Source organism: Paraburkholderia sp. EG304 (genome assembly GCF_046543485.1).
Classification (GTDB): Bacteria; Pseudomonadota; Gammaproteobacteria; order Burkholderiales; family Burkholderiaceae; genus Paraburkholderia; species Paraburkholderia youngii.
This window is the reverse complement of the sequence record NZ_JBKGUA010000004.1, coordinates 96,517-115,666: the sequence shown is the minus strand read 5'-3', so window position 1 is coordinate 115,666 and position 19,150 is coordinate 96,517. Positions and strand designations below refer to the sequence as shown.

Annotated in this window: 15 protein-coding genes; 12 read left to right on the top strand and 3 right to left on the bottom strand. The window is 63.1% G+C overall.

Features of this window, described 5'->3' with window-relative positions; translation table 11 throughout:
* The first annotated feature begins 233 nt into the window (after window positions 1-233).
* The 8 genes from ACLFKU_RS06555 (at window position 234) to ACLFKU_RS06520 (ending at window position 9,692) form a co-directional block, all read left to right on the top strand.
* Entirely contained in the window at window positions 234-1,013 is a 780-nt protein-coding gene (locus ACLFKU_RS06555; protein ID WP_368584720.1) for an L-iditol 2-dehydrogenase, read from the top strand.
* 97 nt (window positions 1,014-1,110) lie between these two features.
* Window positions 1,111-2,433: an ABC transporter substrate-binding protein gene (locus tag ACLFKU_RS06550; protein WP_013090396.1), complete on the top strand. Its 1,323-nt coding sequence runs from the start codon at window positions 1,111-1,113 to the stop codon at window positions 2,431-2,433.
* Between the two features lie 195 nt (window positions 2,434-2,628).
* Complete coding sequence (locus ACLFKU_RS06545; protein ID WP_026229139.1) at window positions 2,629-3,564, top strand: carbohydrate ABC transporter permease; 936 nt, start codon at window positions 2,629-2,631, stop codon at window positions 3,562-3,564.
* Window positions 3,561-4,436: a carbohydrate ABC transporter permease gene (locus ACLFKU_RS06540; RefSeq protein ID WP_013090394.1), complete on the top strand. Its 876-nt coding sequence runs from the start codon at window positions 3,561-3,563 to the stop codon at window positions 4,434-4,436. The genes ACLFKU_RS06545 and ACLFKU_RS06540 overlap by 4 nt, the downstream gene beginning before the upstream one ends.
* A complete protein-coding gene (locus ACLFKU_RS06535; protein WP_410848557.1) occupies window positions 4,436-5,146 on the top strand; it encodes an HAD family hydrolase in 711 nt (236 codons plus the stop codon). Before ACLFKU_RS06540 ends, ACLFKU_RS06535 begins: the two co-directional genes overlap by 1 nt.
* A gap of 87 nt (window positions 5,147-5,233) precedes the next feature.
* Complete coding sequence (locus tag ACLFKU_RS06530; protein WP_368584722.1) at window positions 5,234-6,343, top strand: ABC transporter ATP-binding protein; 1,110 nt, start codon at window positions 5,234-5,236, stop codon at window positions 6,341-6,343.
* 395 nt (window positions 6,344-6,738) lie between these two features.
* The gene (locus ACLFKU_RS06525) at window positions 6,739-9,234 is read left to right on the top strand and encodes a lytic transglycosylase domain-containing protein (protein WP_410848556.1); all 2,496 of its coding nucleotides are present in this window, start codon (window positions 6,739-6,741) and stop codon (window positions 9,232-9,234) included.
* A complete protein-coding gene (locus ACLFKU_RS06520; protein ID WP_410848555.1) occupies window positions 9,231-9,692 on the top strand; it encodes a hypothetical protein in 462 nt (153 codons plus the stop codon). Before ACLFKU_RS06525 ends, ACLFKU_RS06520 begins: the two co-directional genes overlap by 4 nt.
* Before the next feature lie 403 nt (window positions 9,693-10,095).
* Here the strand turns inward: ACLFKU_RS06520 and ACLFKU_RS06515 are convergent, their stop codons facing one another.
* The 3 genes from ACLFKU_RS06515 to dalD form a co-directional block, all read right to left on the bottom strand.
* Window positions 10,096-11,043 carry a sugar-binding transcriptional regulator gene (locus ACLFKU_RS06515; protein ID WP_176105172.1) on the bottom strand — a complete coding sequence of 316 codons (948 nt, stop codon included), beginning with the start codon at window positions 11,041-11,043 and terminating at the stop codon, window positions 10,096-10,098.
* Window positions 11,044-11,120: 77 nt separating this feature from the next.
* Window positions 11,121-12,602: a xylulokinase gene (gene xylB / locus ACLFKU_RS06510; protein WP_410848554.1), complete on the bottom strand. Its 1,482-nt coding sequence runs from the start codon at window positions 12,600-12,602 to the stop codon at window positions 11,121-11,123.
* Window positions 12,603-12,683: 81 nt separating this feature from the next.
* The gene (dalD, locus tag ACLFKU_RS06505; RefSeq protein WP_410848553.1) at window positions 12,684-14,096 is read right to left on the bottom strand and encodes a D-arabinitol 4-dehydrogenase; all 1,413 of its coding nucleotides are present in this window, start codon (window positions 14,094-14,096) and stop codon (window positions 12,684-12,686) included.
* Window positions 14,097-14,522: 426 nt separating this feature from the next.
* Here dalD and ACLFKU_RS06500 point away from each other — a divergent pair, with 426 nt between their 5' ends.
* From ACLFKU_RS06500 to ACLFKU_RS06485, 4 genes are all read left to right on the top strand, one after another.
* Complete coding sequence (locus tag ACLFKU_RS06500) at window positions 14,523-15,500, top strand: AraC family transcriptional regulator (RefSeq protein WP_410848552.1); 978 nt, start codon at window positions 14,523-14,525, stop codon at window positions 15,498-15,500.
* Between the two features lie 110 nt (window positions 15,501-15,610).
* The gene (locus tag ACLFKU_RS06495; RefSeq protein ID WP_410848551.1) at window positions 15,611-16,564 is read left to right on the top strand and encodes a substrate-binding domain-containing protein; all 954 of its coding nucleotides are present in this window, start codon (window positions 15,611-15,613) and stop codon (window positions 16,562-16,564) included.
* A 62-nt stretch (window positions 16,565-16,626) separates the two neighbouring features.
* Window positions 16,627-18,147 carry a sugar ABC transporter ATP-binding protein gene (locus ACLFKU_RS06490; protein WP_410848550.1) on the top strand — a complete coding sequence of 507 codons (1,521 nt, stop codon included), beginning with the start codon at window positions 16,627-16,629 and terminating at the stop codon, window positions 18,145-18,147.
* Window positions 18,134-19,141, top strand: coding sequence for an ABC transporter permease (locus tag ACLFKU_RS06485; RefSeq protein ID WP_410848549.1), 1,008 nt, complete (start codon window positions 18,134-18,136; stop codon window positions 19,139-19,141). Before ACLFKU_RS06490 ends, ACLFKU_RS06485 begins: the two co-directional genes overlap by 14 nt.
* Window positions 19,142-19,150: the final 9 nt, after the last annotated feature.

Below are 19,150 nucleotides of genomic sequence, written 5' to 3'. Positions count from 1 at the left end.
GGCCCCCGGGCGGGCGGCGAGGTCGAAATGATATAACGTATCGCGATTTTTTGTCAGCAGCGCGAATCGTCGCGTGGTGCGAAGCCTGCCGCGCTGCACCATCGAAATTCGTCCGCGTGCCTTGACATGACCCGGCTCGTATCAGATCATTCGATCACCAGCCGAGCAATTGATCGCGCGATGAGCGTTCGCTCACTACGCGCCAAAATGCAAAAACGAACCGGAGACAGGCAGTGGCACGATTGCAGGACAAGGTCGCCATTCTGACGGGCGCGGCCAGCGGTATCGGTGAAGCGGTAGCCTTGCGCTATCTCGACGAAGGCGCGCGCTGCGTGCTGGTCGACGTGAAGCCGACGGACAGCATCGGCGGCGCGCTACGCGGCACCTATGGCGAACGCGTGTTGAGCGTCAGCGCCGACGTGCGGCGCCGCGAGGACATCGAGCGCATCGTCGCGAGCACGCTCGGCTGCTTCGGCCAGATCGACATCCTGTTCAACAACGCGGCGCTGTTCGACATGCGCCCGCTCCTCGACGAATCCTGGGACGTGTTCGACCGCCTGTTCGCGGTCAACGTGAAGGGCATGTTCTTCCTGATGCAGGCGGTCGCGCGGCAGATGGTCGAGCAGGGCCATGGCGGCAAGATCATCAACATGTCGTCGCAGGCCGGCCGGCGCGGCGAGGCACTCGTGTCGCACTACTGCGCGACCAAGGCGGCGGTGTTGAGCTATACGCAGTCCGCGGCGCTCGCGCTCGCTCCGCATAAGATCAATGTAAACGGCATCGCGCCGGGCGTCGTCGACACGCCGATGTGGAACGAGGTCGACGCGCTGTTCGCACGCTACGAGAACCGGCCGCTCGGCGAGAAGAAGCGCCTCGTCGGCGAGGCCGTGCCGCTCGGCCGCATGGGCGTGCCCGACGACCTGACCGGCGCCGCGCTGTTCCTCGCGTCTGCCGATGCCGACTACATCACCGCGCAGACGCTGAACGTCGACGGCGGCAACTGGATGAGCTGAACCAAGAGCAGTAAGCGGGCACGTTGGCTGCTCCGAGCGGCGCGTCATTCCGTCAAACGAACGCAGCATCACATAACGTATGAGAAAGGAGACAACCATGAAACCAGCTTTCAAATTCGCGCTGAAGGCGGCCGGTGCCGGCGCGGCTACCTGCTTCGCGCTGAGCGCGTCGGCGGCGACGGTGACGATCGCGACACTGAACAATCCGGACATGATCGAGCTGAAGAAGCTGTCGCCGGCGTTCGAAAAAGCGAATCCGGACATCAAGCTGAACTGGGTGATCCTCGAAGAAAACGTGCTGCGTCAGCGCGCGACAACCGACATCACGACCGGCAGCGGCCAGTTCGACGTGATGACGATCGGCGCGTACGAAACGCCGCAATGGGGCAAGCGCGGCTGGCTCGCGCCGATCACGAACCTGCCCGCGAACTACGACCTGAACGACGTCGTGAAGACGGCGCGCGACGGCCTGTCCGCGAACGGCCAGCTGTACGCGTTGCCGTTCTATGTCGAAAGCTCGATGACCTATTACCGCAAGGATCTGTTCGACAAGGCCGGCCTGAAGATGCCCGACCAGCCGACCTATGACCAGATCGCGCAATTCGCCGACAAGCTCACCGACAAGTCCAAGGAGCAATACGGCATCTGCCTGCGCGGCAAGGCGGGCTGGGGCGAGAACATGGCGTACGGCACGACGGTCGTGAACACGTTCGGTGGCCGCTGGTTCGACGAGAAGTGGAATGCGCAGTTGACCTCGCCGGAATGGAAGAAGGCGATGACGTTCTACGTCGATCTGCTGAAGAAGGACGGCCCACCGGGAGCGAGCTCGAACGGCTTCAACGAAAACCTGACGCTGATGTCGTCCGGCAAGTGCGCGATGTGGATCGACGCGACGGTCGCGGCCGGCATGCTGTACAACAAGCAGCAGTCGCAGATCGCCGACAAGGTCGGCTTCGCCGCGGCGCCGGTCGCGGTCACGCCGAAGGGCTCGCACTGGCTGTGGGCGTGGGCGCTGGCGATTCCGAAGTCGTCGAAGCAGGCCGATTCGGCGAAGAAGTTCATCGAGTGGGCGACCTCGAAGGAGTACATTGAAATGGTCGCGAAGGACGAAGGCTGGGCCTCGGTGCCCCCGGGCACGCGCCAGTCCACCTATGCGCGCCCCGAGTACAAGCAGGCCGCGCCGTTCGGCGACTTCGTGCTGAAGGCGATCCAGACCGCCGACCCGGATCATCCGACCTCGAAGCCGGTCCCGTACACCGGTGTGCAGTTCGTCGGAATTCCTGAGTTCCAGTCGTTCGGCACGGTGGTCGGGCAGAGCATCTCCGGCGCGATCGCAGGTCAGATGACGGTCGATCAGGCGCTCGCCGCCGGCAACGCGGCCGCGGACCGCGCGGTCAAGCAGGCGGGTTATCAGAAGTAACTGCGCACAAGTATCTGCGCTGCTGTAACCCGGCAGGCCCGCCGCATCGACCGATGCGGCTCATGAAGCAGGGCGGCCGTTGGTCTGCGCCGTAAGCGATGCGGCGCGCGCCGTGCGCCATTCAGCACGGCACGCCGCGTCGCACGCACGCGGCTCGGGCGAACGCTCCGCGCATTACCGAACAGGTGGTCCATCATGCGTCCTTTGCGCCTACCTTTGATGCACGCCCATCCCCAGACAGAAAAAGAACGTGAGGAGCGTAAGGCCAATTCGGCCCGCTGGCTCGTGGCGCCGTCGGTCAGCGTTCTCGTGCTGTGGATGGTCATTCCGCTCGCGATGACGATCTGGTTCTCGTTCTCGCACTACAACCTGCTGAATCCCGATCTGCGCGGTTTCGCCGGTTTCGACAACTACCGCTATCTCGCCACCGATCCGTCGTTCGGTCCGTCGATTGCGCACACGATCGAGCTGATCGTGTGGGTGCTCGTGATCACCGTGGTCGGCGGGGTGCTGATGGCGATCCTGTTCGATCGCAAGTTCTACGGGCAGGGCATCGCGCGCCTGCTCGCGATCGGACCGTTCTTCGTGATGCCCACCGTCAGCGCGCTGATCTGGAAGAACATGATCCTGCACCCGGTCTATGGCCTCGTCGCGCAGGGCATGCGTGCGCTCGGCATGCAGCCGATCGACTGGTTCGCCGACTATCCGCTGACCGCGGTGATCATGATCGTCGCATGGCAGTGGCTGCCGTTCGCGTTCCTGATCCTGTTCACGGCGATCCAGTCGCTCGACCAGGAGCAGAAGGAAGCCGCGAAGATCGACGGCGCGGGTCCGTTCTCGATGTTCTTCTACATCACACTGCCGCATCTGAGACGCGCGATCGCGGTCGTCGTGATGATGGAGACGATTTTCCTGCTGTCGATCTTCGCCGAGATCTACACGACCACGGGCGGCGGTCCGGGCAATGCGACCACCACGCTGTCGTACCTGATCTTCTCGCTCGGCCTGCAACAGTTCGACGTCGGTCTCGCATCGGCGGGCGGTATTCTCGCGGTCGTGCTGGCCAACATCGTGTCGTTCTTCCTCGTGCGGATGCTCGCGAAGAACCTGAAAGGGGAGTACGAAAAATGAGCCACGTTGCCTCCACTGCGGCATCGACGACGCAGCCCGTCGCGGTGCCGACCAAATCGCCATTCGACACGATTCGCCGCGGTATTCCCGGCGTGATCGCGTGGCTCGTCGCGCTGCTGCTGTTCTTCCCGATCTTCTGGATGACGATCACCGCGTTCAAGACCGAGCAGCAGGCCTACGCGTCGTCGCTGTTTTTCATGCCGACGCTCGACAGCTTCCGCGAAGTGTTCGCGCGCAGCAACTACTTCGCGTTCGCGTGGAACTCGGTGCTGATCTCGGTCGGCGTCACGCTGCTGTGCCTGATCCTCGCGGTGCCTTGTGCGTACGCGATGGCGTTCTTCCCGACGCACCGCACGCAGAAGGTGCTGCTGTGGATGCTGTCGACGAAGATGATGCCGTCGGTCGGCGTGCTGGTGCCGATCTATCTGCTGTGGAAAAACAGCGGCCTGCTCGATACGGTGTCGGGTCTGATCATCGTCTACACGCTGATCAATCTGCCGATCGCGGTCTGGATGGCGTTCACGTACTTCGCCGAAATTCCGCGCGACATTCTCGAAGCCGGGCGCATCGACGGCGCGGCGACATGGCAGGAGATCGTCTATCTGCTGATGCCGATGGCGCTGCCCGGACTCGCGTCGACCGCGCTGCTGCTCGTGATTCTCGCGTGGAACGAGGCGTTCTGGAGCATCAACCTGTCGAGCTCGAACGCCGCGCCATTGACCGTGTTCATCGCATCGTATTCGAGTCCTGAAGGATTGTTCTGGGCGAAGTTGTCGGCTGCTTCGTTGCTGGCGGTCGCGCCGATCCTGATCGTCGGCTGGCTGTCGCAGAAGCAGCTGGTGCGCGGCCTCACGTTCGGGGCGGTCAAGTGATGGCGGACCCGACGGCGGGTCCGGGCATCGCGCGATATGCGTTGATCTGCGATTGCGACGGCGTGCTGATCGACAGCGAAGCGGTGGCTGCGCGCATGCTGGTGCATGAGCTCGAGGCGCGCTGGCCCGGCGTCGACGTCGAGCCGGTCGTGCTGCCGCTGCTCGGGCTGCGCATCGAGCGCGTGTTGCAAGACACCGCGACGCAGCTCGGCCAGCAGCTCAGCGCCGACGATATCGATGCGATCCGCCGCGCGGTCGAAGCGGCGGCGATCGATGCGCCCGCGGTCGACGGCATCGAGATGGCGCTGACCCAGGTGCCCCTCGTCAAAGGCTGCGCGAGCAATAGCTTCCGGCCGTACGTCGAGACGGTACTGGCGCGCACGGGCCTGAAGCGGTTCTTCGGCGAGCGGCTGTTCTGCGCCGACGCGGTGCCGAATCCGAAGCCCGCGCCGGACGTGTATCTGGCGGCGGCGCAAGGCTTCGGGCTCGCGCCTGCCGCGTGCCTCGTCGTCGAGGACAGCGTGACGGGCGTCACGGCGGCGGCCACGGCGGGCATGGCGGTGCTGGGGTTTATCGGCGGCGGTCATGCGAGCGATGCGCAGATCGACCGTCTGCATGCGGCGGGCGCGCGTCATGTGTTCGACGATATGCGGCAGTTGCCCGACCTCGTCGCGCAATGGACACTGTCCGCGGCGGCCGCGGCGCCATGAGCGCGCGAACGAACGCGACACGACACGACATCAGGTAGCAGCACGAAGTAACGAGCAGCATCGAACGGCATTACACGGAGACACATCATGGCAAGCGTAACCTTGCGCAACATCAGAAAGGCCTACGACGACAACGAAGTGATGCGCGACATCAATCTCGACATCGCCGATGGCGAGTTCGTCGTGTTCGTCGGGCCGAGCGGTTGCGGCAAATCGACCCTGATGCGGATGATCGCGGGCCTCGAGGACATCACTGGCGGCGATCTGAACATCGACGCGGTGCGCATGAACGACGTGCCGCCGGCCAAGCGCGGCATCGCGATGGTGTTCCAGTCGTACGCGCTTTATCCGCACATGACCCTTTACGACAACATGGCGTTCGGCCTGAAGCTCGCCGGCGCGAAGAAGCCGGAGATCGACGCGGCCGTGCGCAACGCGGCGAAGATTCTGCATATCGACCATCTGCTCGATCGCAAGCCCAAGCAGTTGTCGGGCGGGCAGCGGCAGCGCGTCGCGATCGGCCGCGCGATCACGCGCAAGCCGAAGGTGTTTCTGTTCGACGAGCCGCTATCGAATCTCGACGCCGCGCTGCGCGTGAAGATGCGCCTCGAGTTCGCGCGCCTGCACGACGAGCTGAAGACGACGATGATCTACGTGACGCACGATCAGGTCGAGGCGATGACTTTGGCCGACAAGATCGTGGTGCTATCGGCGGGCAATCTGGAGCAGGTCGGCAGCCCGACGATGCTGTATCACGCGCCCGCGAACCGTTTCGTCGCAGGCTTCATCGGTTCGCCGAAGATGAACTTCATGGAAGGCGTCGTGCAGTCGGTGTCGCGCGATGGCGTCACGGTGCGTTACGAGACGGGCGAGACGCAGCGTGTGTCGGTCGAGCCCGGAGCGGCGAAGCAGGGCGACAAGGTGACGGTCGGCATTCGCCCCGAGCACCTGCACGTCAGCACGACCGAGGACGGTATCGAGGCACGCACGATGACGGTCGAATCGCTCGGCGATGCCGCATATCTGTACGCGGAGTCGAGCGTCGCGCCGGACGGATTGATCGCGCGGATTCCGCCGCTCGAACGTCATGCGAAGGGCAATACGCAGAAGCTCGGCGCGACGCCGGAGCATTGTCATCTGTTCGACAGCGACGGGAAGGCGTTCCAGCGCAAGATCGTTGAGGTGCTGGCGGCTTGATGAATGGTAAAGCGGCGCATGGGCGCCGCTTTACGCGATTGCGATGGTCGGCGTGCGCTATAGGCGTGACCTGCGCTTTTCCATGCACGCTCGCGTACCCTTGTTTTGTCACCTTGGAATTAACCGATGTTGTGCCGCCGCGCAGTCTGACTGTCGATCAGCGATAGCAGCGCTGCCGCGGCCCGGTATTGGCCGCCGGACAGCGCCTTCTTCTCCGAATCATTCATGACCCATAGCGGTCCGTTTTAGGACCAGCTTCGCGACCTTGGCGAACCTCAAGCGAACTTCTCGGCTTGACAATTGTTCGAACAATTTCAGAGTCTGGCTAATCGACGCTGTTAGCCGACCCGTCATAGTGTGGTGTACCCCAATCCTTTCAGGAGTGCACCGAGCCAATGACGAGCAACTCGGCACCACATAACCCGCACACCCCAAAACCACCGGCTCTCAAGCAACTGGCCTTTGCCTTTCCGTTTCTGCGCAAGGCGCAAGGCAATGCCAGTGCATCCACCCGTTTCACCGACGAGCACGACATTTACCGCCTTCTTGCCACGAACGAGCCGTCCGGCGCGTATCTCGTCAGCCGCAAGGGCATGTGGCACGGCGGCCTCCACATCACGGAGGCGGGCGCGGGGCAGGCGCTCGACCTCGACGCGGGACTACGCTGCATCGCGGACGGTGTGCTGATCGCGTATCGCGCCAACCAGGACTATCCGGTCAGCGAAGCAAGCGTGGACGGCAGTAACGTGCCGCTTCAGGCTCCGTACAGCACGGGCTTTGCCCTGGTGCGGCACGAGATGGAGTTTCCGCGCGGCACGCGGCTGACGTTCTATAGCCTGTACATGCACCTGATGTCCAACGCTGACTATGACAACTTCCCGAAGCGGCAGAAACCGGCGTACTGGTCGCGGCAGTGGCAGGTGACGCAGTTTGCGCAGGACAGGCCGCGGCCGGGTCGCGGTGGGCAGGTTGCGGATCCGTCGCAGGTGGGTCTGCCTGTGCGCAGGACGCCGAATGGCCCCATCGTTGGCATCGTGCCGCAGGGGGCAAGTGTCAGCATCGGCAAGACTGACACGGTGCATGGTGCAACGTGGGGCCAGCTAACGGACCTGAACGGAGCAACGCTGTATGCGCCCGAGGCGGGCGGCTACGTCGCAGCTTCCGCGGCGGTGGGCGGATGGATTTGCCTGGGCGCGCAGAATGGCGGGCCGGTCGCGAAAGAGCGCATGCCGGATTCGATGTTCGACCGGGTGATTGTCACGACCAACCGGACGTGCAGCGCGGGCGATCCGCAGGGGACCGCCGGTGGATTTCCCGTCAAGGCCGGTGACCTGATCGGCCACCCTGGCCGCTATGACTCGCTGAACGCGTGTACGAGCGGAACGCGGCTGGCGCACATCGAGGTGTTCTGCGACGGGGGCATCAGGCAGTTCATCAAGTCCGGACGCGACTGGGTTCGAGCCAACTGTGCGCACGAGGACCGGTGGAGCGAGCTGGGCCTGTCACCGGAGCCCACCATTCTGCGCGTGGCGCGTGGAACGACCCTCTACCATGACCATGCCAATGGGCGATCCGGCAAGGACCCGAAACAGACCGATGTGGTCCAGGCTTATCGCTTTGCCGCGCTGCCGCAGGATGACGGTCACAGGTTCATGGAAAAAGACCCAGGCAGCGACGGGACGAAACGGCGCTGGTGGAAGGTAGACAGCGCGGATGTGCGAGGCAACCCTATTCGCGGATGGGTACGTGAGCAGAGCTTCGAGGGCGGTCGCGTGACGCGGGAGTTTTCACAAAGCTGGGTTGACTTCGAGTGTCACGACGCAGACCACGATCCGACGCACACCATTTTTGCAACCACGGGCGACTATGTGGACTATGCGCTTCGCACTGAGGCATCCGGTGCGGGTTCACTTGGCAAGCTGAGCCCACTGATGGCCGCAATCTATCGCGTCCTGTATCCGGGCGGTGACGGTCTTTACGCGGCGGATGAGCTTTGCAGCGCGGGACAAAGCCCTCAGCGTTCCGGATTTCCGTGGGCCGCGTTTCGCGCATCGCGCCTCATCGCGAAACACGAAAGTGAATGGGCCAATCCGGCGAAGTGGCAGGCGCTGGTCAGTGCCATCGAAGAGCGCACCGGACACAGGCCTGAGCATGAAGAGGAGAAGAAGCGCATCGCGAAGCTGGTGTGGTGGGACGAGGTGGCGGCGGGCGTTCCTGGCTTCCCCGGATCGGATGTGTATCACATCAATCCGATTGGGCTGGTGGGGAATTTTATCAATACGCAATCATGTGGTTGTATCAACTATGATGCGATTTGGGTGCCTCACCCGGCGCCGGCATATAAAGATAATCAAATCGTGAGTTGGAGTCACTATCGACTCCCAATTGATATCTCGCCGGGTCGAATTGCCGGTAATAGCCGAAGGGGCGGAGATGCATCAAAAATCTCTCAAATTAAGGTCATAAATCTTTTGGTTCAAAAAGGTCGTCAGTATCGCTTGAGCAGGGACGATATTGCGATGGTTTTGGCAATGACTCGTCACGAATCTGGCTTCAATCCAGATGCTGCCGCAGGAACGACTTCCGCTTCAGGATTGGGTCAATTTGTTGACCGAACAGCAAGTGCCTATGGAATCGATACAAACAGTCAGCGTTTCGATGCAGAACAAGGTGCTGATGCGATGGTGAGGCATTATTTGGAAAATAAGCGACTTGCGATTGCCGCCGGGGCCATTGTGAGAAATGTTTTTGTGATGACCTACGCGTATCACCATGATGGCCCCAGTCTGGCTTATGGTGGAAAGGACATTTCGGAGGCCCATGTTATGCCAGTATTTGATCTTATCCTGGATAACATATGCTCTAACGTGGCGGACCGAGGTAGCCAATGAAAGCAATGCTGATAATTCTTGCGATGGTCTGTGCAAACTGTTTTGCATCCGCTTCCGAACCTCTTGCATCCGTGGAGAGTCAAGACCTTGGGCCGGTCCCTGAAGTAATTCGCTCAGCCATCGAATCAGACATCTCCTTCAGACCTTATGGGTCGCTGAATTGCAAAATGCAAGGGAAAAAAATTCCACTGTCATCGGATAGTTCGGTATCTACGTGGTTTGTCACGACTAGTCAGGCTTGTGGATGGGGGGCGGCACTGGGTCCCATATGGCTAGTGAAAAAAACGTCAACAGGCAATCCGTCACTCATGCTTTCGACTGGTGGCTATAGTGTGGCGATTGCCGCGAAATCACGCGGAGGCTTTGTCGGCATTTACATTGATTTCGGAACTGCCGAGGAGAGTGTTCGTAAGCGTTACTTTTTTGACGGAGAAAAATACGTAACGAGCACCAACTAACCAGTTGGAGTGCTTTCTTGCGGCGGAGATTGCGACGCAAAACAAACGGCTGAATATCGCTTATGCGAATGTCGTTAAAATCTCGCACCCGAGGATGAAACATATTTCGACAAGGTGCAGCACGAATGAATCACGTGGCGCGCGATGACAACTATACTTTTTCTCGCAGAACATGTGTCATGCTCTTTCGGTACTACGCGGGGAGCGAGCCTCGATTTCATGTTGCGGCGTTAGCAGCTGATTAAAACGATGAAGAAATTGCTTTTTTCTCCTTTGTGTCTTCTTGGGTAATTGCCTTTTCGGGCCCTTGTTGCGCAGCCCGGGTGGTGCCTTTTTGTGATCGGCAAACGCTAGAGGTGCTTTCGAGGGTCGATGCGATATGCGCGACCACCACTCATCCCCCTCAAGCCTCCAACGCCGCCCGCGCACACAACTCATCAGTCACGAGCCCCGACAACCACCCACCCTTGAGCACCGCGATCAACGCCTCACGCTTGCGCTGTCCGCCCGCAAACCCGATGGTCGGCCGGCGTGGCGGCGCGTCGAGCGCGATGCTCGTCACGCGCCGGCCGGTCGGCGATTCGACGTGCGCGCCGGCCGCATCGATCGGCAGGCCCAGCATTTCCGCGACCGCGCCGTTGTGCATCAACTCCTTCACCTCGCCTTCCGTGATGAAGCCGTCCTCGTGCAACGGACAGGTCATGCCGATGTTGCCGATGCCGACGAACGCGACGTCGGCCTGCGCGGACAGTGACTCGACGATCCGATAAAGACGGTGATTGCACCACTGCGCGCGCTCGGCCTCGCTGTCGGCGAGCAGCGGCGCGGGCAGCAGAAAATGCTTGCCACCGGTCTTTTCAGAAATATGCAGCGCGACGTCGTAGCGGTTCGAGGAGCCGTCCTGCGCGATCGCGCCGACCATCGATACCAACCGGTGCTGCGGACGGTCCAGCTGCGCGATCTGATCGACCGCGGCTTTCAGCGTGCGCCCGCTGCTGACCGCGACGACCATTGGCTTTTCCGCGGTCAGATAACGCTCCATCACCTGCGCGCCGGCCACCGCGAGCTTGCGGTCGAGTTCCTCGGGCGTATCGCCGTCGATCGGCACGACCTCGCACATGCTGAGGCCGTAGCGCTTCGACAGCTGATCGGCGAGCGACAAACAATCGGCGAGCTTGTGATCGACCCGCACGCGGATCAGGTTCTTTTCGACGGCGAATGCGACGAGCCGCTGCGCGACTGGCCGCGACACCTGCAGCTTCTCGGCGATTTCGTTCTGGGTGTTGCCCGCGACGTAGTAAAGCCACGCGGCGCGCGTGGCGAGATCGAGTTTTTCTGTGGACCTGGGCACGATGAGATTTCGCTTGAAGTGTGCCGATGATAGCGGCCGGCGGCGCGTCTGTCGCGCAGGCCGGCCGCGGATGACGCTCAGGCGAGCGGTACCCGCGCGGGATCGAACAGCGGCCGTACGTGGCGATACAGCGCGCGATACGCTTCGAGGCGCGTGCGCAATTCCGCGTGGCGACGCGGATTCGGCGTGAACTCCTTTTCGACGGGCGGCTTGGTAAGCACGGTGGCCGGCTCGCCACCTGCCGCGAGCCAGCCGAGACGCGCCGCGCCCAGCGCCGCGCCGGTTTCGCCGCCGCCATGCTTGACGGTGACGGTGTCGAGCGCATCGGCGAGCAACTGGGCCCAGTAATCGCTGCGTGCGCCGCCGCCGAGCAGCGACAGCACCTTCGCTTCGGTGCCGGCCGCGCGCAGCGCGTCGAGGCCGTCGGTCAGCGCGAGCGTCACGCCTTCGAGCACCGCGTAGCCCAGCAGCGCGCGGTCGGTGGCGTGAGTCATGCCGAAGAACACGCCTTGAGCGTAGGGGTCGTTGTGCGGCGTGCGCTCGCCAGACAGATACGGCAAAAAGAGCGGCGCGGTGGTCAAGGCCTCGGCGGGCAGCGCCTCGATTTCGGCGAGCAGCGTCGGCTCGTCGGTCGACGTGAGCTTGCAGACCCAGCGCAAACAACTCGCCGCCGACAGCACCACGCTCATCTGATGCCAGCGATCCGGGATCGCATGACAGAACGCGTGGACGGCGGAGGCCGGGTTCGGCCGGAAGCTGTCGCCGACCACGCACAGCACGCCCGACGTACCCAGCGATACGAAGCCGTCGCCCGGTTGCGTCGCGCCGATGCCGATCGCGCTAGTCGCATTGTCGCCGCCGCCGGCCGCGACGATCACGTCGTCGCGCAGGCCGAATTCGCGCGCGAGTTCCGGCAGCAGCGTGCCGGCCGGCGCGCTGCCTTCGCGCAGCGCCGGCATCTGCGCGCGCGTCATGTTGCAGGCTGCGAGCAGCGAATCCGACCAGTCGCGTTTCGCGACGTCGAGCCACAGCGTGCCGGCCGCGTCCGACGGATCGGACACCTTGCCGCCCGTCAGTTGCAGGCGCAGATAGTCTTTCGGCAGCAGCACGCAGGCGGTTTTCGCGAAGATCTCCGGTTCGTGACGCGCGACCCACAGCAGCTTCGGCGCGGTGAAACCGGGCATCGCCAGATTGCCGGCGACGCTGTGCAGATCCGGCGCGCGCTCGGTCAGCTCCGCGCATTCCTTGTCGCTCCGCATGTCGTTCCACAGGATCGCGGGCCGCAGCACGCGATTCTCCGCATCGAGCAGCACCGCGCCGTGCATCTGCCCCGACAGGCCGATGCCGCGAATCTGCGCGAACTCGTCGGGATGACGCGCGCGCAACGCGGCGAGCGCGCTGTGCGTGCCCGCCCACCAGTCTTCGGGATTCTGCTCGGCCCAGCGCTGGTGCGGACGCGAAACGGTGAACGGCGAGCCTGCGGTGCCGATCACGCGGCCATCGGAGGCGAGCAGCAGAACTTTCACTTCGGACGTGCCGAGGTCGATGCCTAGGTACATGGGAGCGAAACCTTCGTCGTTGGAGATGCGCTACTTTATCCGCACATCGCGCGCGCTGTCATGCGCATTAAGCCTGGCTCGTCAAGCCGCGCCGCGTTTCGCGAGCCATGCGTCGACACGCGCGAGCGCGCCCGCGAGCGCCGCTTCGAGTTCGGGCGTCTGCGCCATGCCGCCCCACAGCAGCCGGTCGGCCGCGAATGCGCGCAGCGGGTCGGGCGCCGTGAAAAAGCCGTGCGCGACGCGCTCGTCCATCACGCCGTCCTGATACGCATAGGGCAGCTTGCCTGTGTGCCAGCGCTCCAGAAAGCGGAAGAACAACGCGGGCAGCATCGCGGTCGCCGCCGGCGTAACGCCACGCTCGAAGCATTCGGCGAGTGTCGGCGCGATGAAGCCGGGCAGCTTCGAGAAGCCATCGGCGGCGACGCGCTGGTTCGTGTCGAGAATATGCGGATTGCTGAAGCGCTCGAGCACGACGTCGCGATAGCGTTCGAGATCGAGCGGGCTCGGTGTCAGAGACGGGATCACGTCCTCGGTCACGTAGTCGTACGCGAACTGGCGGATATCGGCGTCGAGCGTGCCTTCGTGGATATAGTTCAGACCGACCAGCGTGCCCGCCCACGCGATGCAGCTATGCGTCGCGTTGAGAATGCGGATCTTCGCTTCCTCGTACGGTAGTACCGAATCGACGAGTTCCGCGCCGACCTTCTCCCAGGCCGGCCGTCCCGCGATGAAGCGGTCTTCGATCACCCATTGGATGAACGCTTCGCCCATCACCGGACTCGCGTCGTCGACGCCGGTCGCGGCCTTCACGCGCTCGCGCACGTCGGGCGTCGGACGCGGCGTGATGCGATCGACCATCGAGCACGGGCACGAGGTGTTGTCATCGAACCATTGCGCGAGTTCGTTCGCACCGCGTCGTTCGAGAAACTCGCTCATGCCCGCATGAAAGCGCTCGCCGTTGCTGCGCAGGTTGTCGCAGGTCTGCAGCGTGACAGGGCCCGCGCCGCGTTTCACGCGCGCGTCGAGAATCGCCGCGAGCGCTCCGTAGATCGTCTTGTGGCCGCCGGCGAGGTCGGCGGCGAGATCGGGATTCGCGGTGTCGAGCCGGTCGTGTTCGTCGAGGTAGTAGCCGCCTTCGGTCACGGTGAACGCGATGATCTTGCAGGCCGGGTCGGAGCCCGCTTCGATCAGCCCGTCGAGGCTTTCGCTCCACGGCAATACGCGCTCGATCGAGCGGATCGTCTCGTACGCGCGCTGGCCTTGCGGCGTGACCGTTTCGAGCGTGTAGACGCCGTTCTGCGTGGCGAGCGCTTCCAGCACCGGGTTCATGTCGCCGCGAATATTGCCGACGGTCAGCGACCAGTGCGGCTCGCTGGCCGCGCTCGCTTCGTTCAGCCGATGCAGATACCACGCCTGATGCGCGCGATGAAACGATCCCGCGCCGATGTGCAGGATCACGTGTGCGGCCGCGCCGCTGCCTTGCCCGCTGTTCATGTCGTGTCTCCGGTGTCGGCCAGAGTTAGCGCTTCAGCGCTTGCTCTGGTCCCATGCAACGTAGTTGCAAACGTCCACCGCGCTCGTGGCGCGGGTTTTTGTGCGTTCAGAGCATTTGCTCTGTATGTGAGCGAATGATCGTACCCGGCGAAACGAAAGTCAAGGCAACGGAACGGGGTTTTGATGGCGCAGCGCGGCATGCGGGCTGCGGCAGCGACGGGCGTCCGAAGGTCGAAAACGCGCTGGGCCTCGCATATTGCATTGCATCAAATTTGACCTTGCGCGCGTCGGGATTAACCCCAGTGCAAAAAAGTATCGGTCCGCGGTTTCTTTTTAAGTGGTCGCCAACGCGTTTGGCGGTTACTTTTCGCTTTACAAGATCAAGATCGGCGGCGCCTCACCCGTGCCGCTCCATGGAGGCAGACAGTGCAACCTGATCTCGAAATCGTGGCCGTACGTCACGACGAGTCGTTCAAAGTGTGGTCGCATGGCTATCCGTATCGCACGGTGCGCTGGCACTTTCATCCGGAGTACGAGATCCATCTGATCGTCGCGACAACCGGCAAGATGTTCGTCGGCGATCACATCGGCAGCTTCGCGCCCGGCAATCTCGTGCTGATGGGGCCGAACCTGCCGCACAACTGGGTCAGCGACGTGCCCGAAGGCGAGAGCGTCGCGCAGCGCAATCTGGTCGTGCAGTTCGGCCAGGAGTTCGTATCGAACTGTCTCGAGAGTTTTCCGGAATGGCGGCAGGTCGAGGCGCTGCTCGCCGACGCGCGTCGCGGCCTGTCGTTCGGTCATGAGACCTCGGCGCAAATCAAGCCGCTCTTTCTCGAACTGCTCGCGGCGCGCGGACTGCGCCGGCTCGTGCTGTTCATGTCGATGCTCGAGATCCTGATGAACGCGTCGGATCGCGACACGCTCGCGAGTCCCGCGTATCAGGCCGACCCGACCAGCTTCGCGGCAACCCGCATCAATCATGTGCTCGCGTATATCGGCAAGAACCTCTCGAACGAATTGCGCGAGTCGGAGCTTGCGCAACTCGCCGGCCAGAGCGTCAGCGCTTTTTCGCGTTATTTCCGCCGCCATACCGGGCTGCCTTTCGTGCAGTACGTGAATCGCATGCGCATCAATCTCGCGTGCCAGTTGCTGACCGACGGCGAACTGAGCGTGACCGACATCTGCTTCAAGGCGGGCTTCAATAACCTGTCGAATTTCAACCGGCAGTTCCTCGCGATGAAGGGCATGGCGCCATCGACGTTCCGCCGTTATCAGCAACTCAACGATGCGAGCCGCGACGCTTCCGAGCAGGCGGCCGCGCGTGGCCGGGGCATCGACAACGCACCGGCGATCGTGCTCGCGCCGGGCTTGCCGCGTAGCGGCGTCGCGTATCCGGTCACCTAGTGCCCGCCCGGTAGTCCGCTGTTTTTGTCCACTCGCGTTTCAACACGCATCGATCGCGCTGTGCACCCGCAGCGCGAGGGGCGTGCTCACTTCAAAAAATGGAGACAACCATGAAGCCGTCTACTCTTTCGCTCAATCCTTCGATGATGGTCGCGCGCCGCGTCGCCGCGCTCGTGTTCGGCTTGTCGCTCGCCGCCGTGTCGGCTGCGCAGACCGCGCAGGCCGCGCCGCTGAAAATCGGCATGACGTTCCAGGAACTCAACAACCCGTACTTCGTGACGATGCAAAAAGCGCTGAACGACGCGGCCGCGTCGACCGGCGCGACGGTCGTCGTCACCGACGCGCATCACGACGTCAGCAAGCAGGTCAGCGACGTCGAAGACATGCTGCAAAAGAAGATCGACATCCTGCTCGTCAATCCGACCGACTCGACCGGCATCCAGTCGGCGGTCACGTCGGCGAAGAAGGCGGGCGTCGTCGTGGTCGCGGTCGATGCGAACGCGAACGGTCCGGTCGATTCGTTCGTCGGCTCGAAGAACTACGACGCGGGCGTGATGGCTTGCGACTACCTCGCGAAGTCGATCGGCGGCAGCGGCGAAGTGGCGATTCTCGACGGCATTCCGGTTGTGCCGATTCTCGAACGCGTGCGCGGCTGCAAGGCGGCACTCGCGAAGTCGCCGGGCGTGAAGCTCGTCGATACGCAGAACGGCAAGCAGGAACGCGCGACCGCGCTGTCCGTCACCGAGAACATGATCCAGGCGCATCCGAACCTGAAGGGCCTGTTCAGCGTGAATGACGGCGGCTCGATGGGTGCGCTGTCGGCGATCGAATCGTCGGGCAAGGACATCAAGCTGACGAGCGTCGACGGTGCGCCTGAAGCGATCGCCGCGATCCAGAAGCCGAATTCGAAATTCGTCGAGACCTCCGCGCAGTTCCCGGCCGACCAGGTGCGCATCGCGCTCGGCATCGCGCTCGCGAAGAAGTGGGGCGCCAATGTGCCGAAAGCGATTCCGGTCGACGTGAAAATGATCGACAGGAGCAACGCGAAGGGCTTCAGCTGGTAATGCAAACGCAGGCCGCCGCGCGTGACGATCATGCGCGGCGGAGCGCGGCAGAGGAACACGCGATGGACACGATTCTGAAGCTCGACAACATCAGCAAGAGCTTTCCCGGTGTGAAGGCGCTGCAAGGCATTCACCTCGAGATCGCGCGCGGCGAGATTCACGCGCTGCTCGGCGAGAACGGCGCGGGCAAGTCGACGCTGATGAAAATTCTGTGCGGCATCTATCAGCCGGACGAAGGCACGATCACGCTCGACGGCGAGCAACGCCACTTCGCGAACTATCACGACGCGGTGGCCGCAGGTGTCGGTATCGTGTTTCAGGAATTCAGCCTGATTCCGTATCTGAACGCGGTGGAGAACATGTTTCTCGGCCGTGAAATGCGCAACCGCTTCGGCCTGCTCGAACGCGCCAGGATGCGGCGCGCGGCGGCCGCGATATTTCAGCGGCTTGGCGTCGAGATCGATCTGTCGGTGCCGATCCGGGAACTGTCCGTTGCGCAGCAGCAGTTCGTCGAAATCGGCAAGGCGTTGTCGCTCGATGCGCGCGTGCTGATCCTCGACGAGCCGACCGCGACGCTGACGCCAGCCGAAGCAGCGCATCTGTTCACGATCATGCGCGAACTGAAGCAGCAGGGCGTCGCGATGATCTTCATCTCGCACCACCTCGAAGAGATTTTCGAGGTGTGCGACCGCATCACGGTGCTGCGCGACGGCCAGTACGTCGGCATGACCGAGGTCGTGCAATCCGACGTGAGCCGGCTCGTGCAGATGATGGTGGGACGCCGCATCGAAAGCAGCTTTCCGCCGAAGCCGGCGCCGCGCGCCGATGGGAAGATCGTGCTCGACGTCGTGCGCCTGCAGTTGTTCAAAGACAGCCCCGAGTTGAGCTTCACGCTGCGCGAAGGCGAGATTCTCGGCTTTGCGGGGCTCGTCGGCTCGGGGCGCACCGAGACCGCGCTCGCGGTGATCGGCGCGGAGCGCGCGTACGTGAAGGAAATTCGCGTGAACGGCACGGCCGCGAAGCTTGCAGATCCGGCCGATGCGCTGCGCGCGGGCGTCGGCATTCTGCCCGAGAGCCGCAAGACGGAAGGGCTCATTACGGACTTCTCGATCAAGCAGAACATCTCGATCAACAACCTCGGCAAGTACCGCTCGCTGCGTTTCTTCATCGACCAGCGCAGCGAGGCGCGCGCGACCGCCGACATCATGAAGCGCGTCGGCGTGAAGGCGCCGACGATGCACACCGAAGTCGCGACGCTGTCGGGCGGCAATCAGCAGAAGGTCGTGATCGCGCGGTGGCTCAATCACCACACCAACATCCTGATCTTCGACGAACCGACTCGCGGCATCGACGTCGGCGCGAAGGCCGAAATCTATCTGCTGATGCGCGAACTGACCTCGCGCGGCTACTCGATCATCATGATCTCGTCCGAGTTGCCGGAGATCGTGGGTATGTGCGACCGCGTCGCCGTGTTCCGGCAGGGCCGCATCGAAGCGCTGCTCGAAGGCGACGCGATCGAATCGAATGCCGTGATGACCTATGCGACCGCCGGTTCGCTTGGAGCTTCTCATGAACATGCCTAATCCTTCCTCTTCGCCGAAAACCTCGACCGTCAGCAGCGACACGCCGGGCGCGCCCGTGCGCTTCACGTGGGCCGCGCTGAAACGCTCGACGCTGTTCTATCCGTTCATCGGCCTGCTGGTGGTCTGCATCGTGATGGTGTTCGCGAGCGACAGTTTTCTGTCGGCCGCGAACATCGAGAACGTGCTGCGCCAGGTGTCGATCAACGCGATCATCGCGGTCGGCATGACCTGCGTAATCCTGACGGGCGGCATCGATCTGTCGGTCGGCTCGGTGATGGCGCTCGCGGGCACGCTGTCGGCCGGGTTGATGGTCGCGGGCATGAATGCGGTGGCCGCGCTGGCGGTCGGGCTCGCGGTCGGTCTCGGCTTCGGCGCGGCCAACGGTTTCTTCGTCGCGTTCGCCGGCATGCCGCCGATCATCGTCACGCTCGCGACGATGGGTATCGCCCGCGGCCTCGCGCTGATCTACACCGGCGGCTACCCGATCGACGGTCTGCCCGACTGGGTCAGCTTCTTCGGCAGCGGCAAGATTCTCGGCATCCAGGCGCCCGTCGTGATCATGGCGGTGATCTATGTGATCGCGTGGGTGCTGCTCGAACGGATGCCGTTCGGCCGCTATGTGTATGCGATCGGCGGCAACGAGCAGGCGACGCGCTTGTCCGGCGTGCGTGTCGCGCGCGTGAAGATGATCGTCTACACGCTCGCCGGCTTGACGTCCGCGTTCGCCGCGATCGTGCTGACCGCGCGTCTGATGAGCGGCCAGCCGAACGCCGGCGTCGGCTTCGAACTCGACGCAATCGCCGCCGTCGTGATGGGCGGCACATCTATCTCCGGTGGACGCGGCTCGATCATCGGCACGCTGATCGGCGCGCTGTTACTCGGTGTGCTGAATAACGGCCTGAACATGGTCGGCGTCAATCCATACGTGCAGAACGTGATCAAGGGCGGAATCATTCTGCTCGCGATCTATATCAGCCGCGACCGCAGAAAGTAACGCTCACTT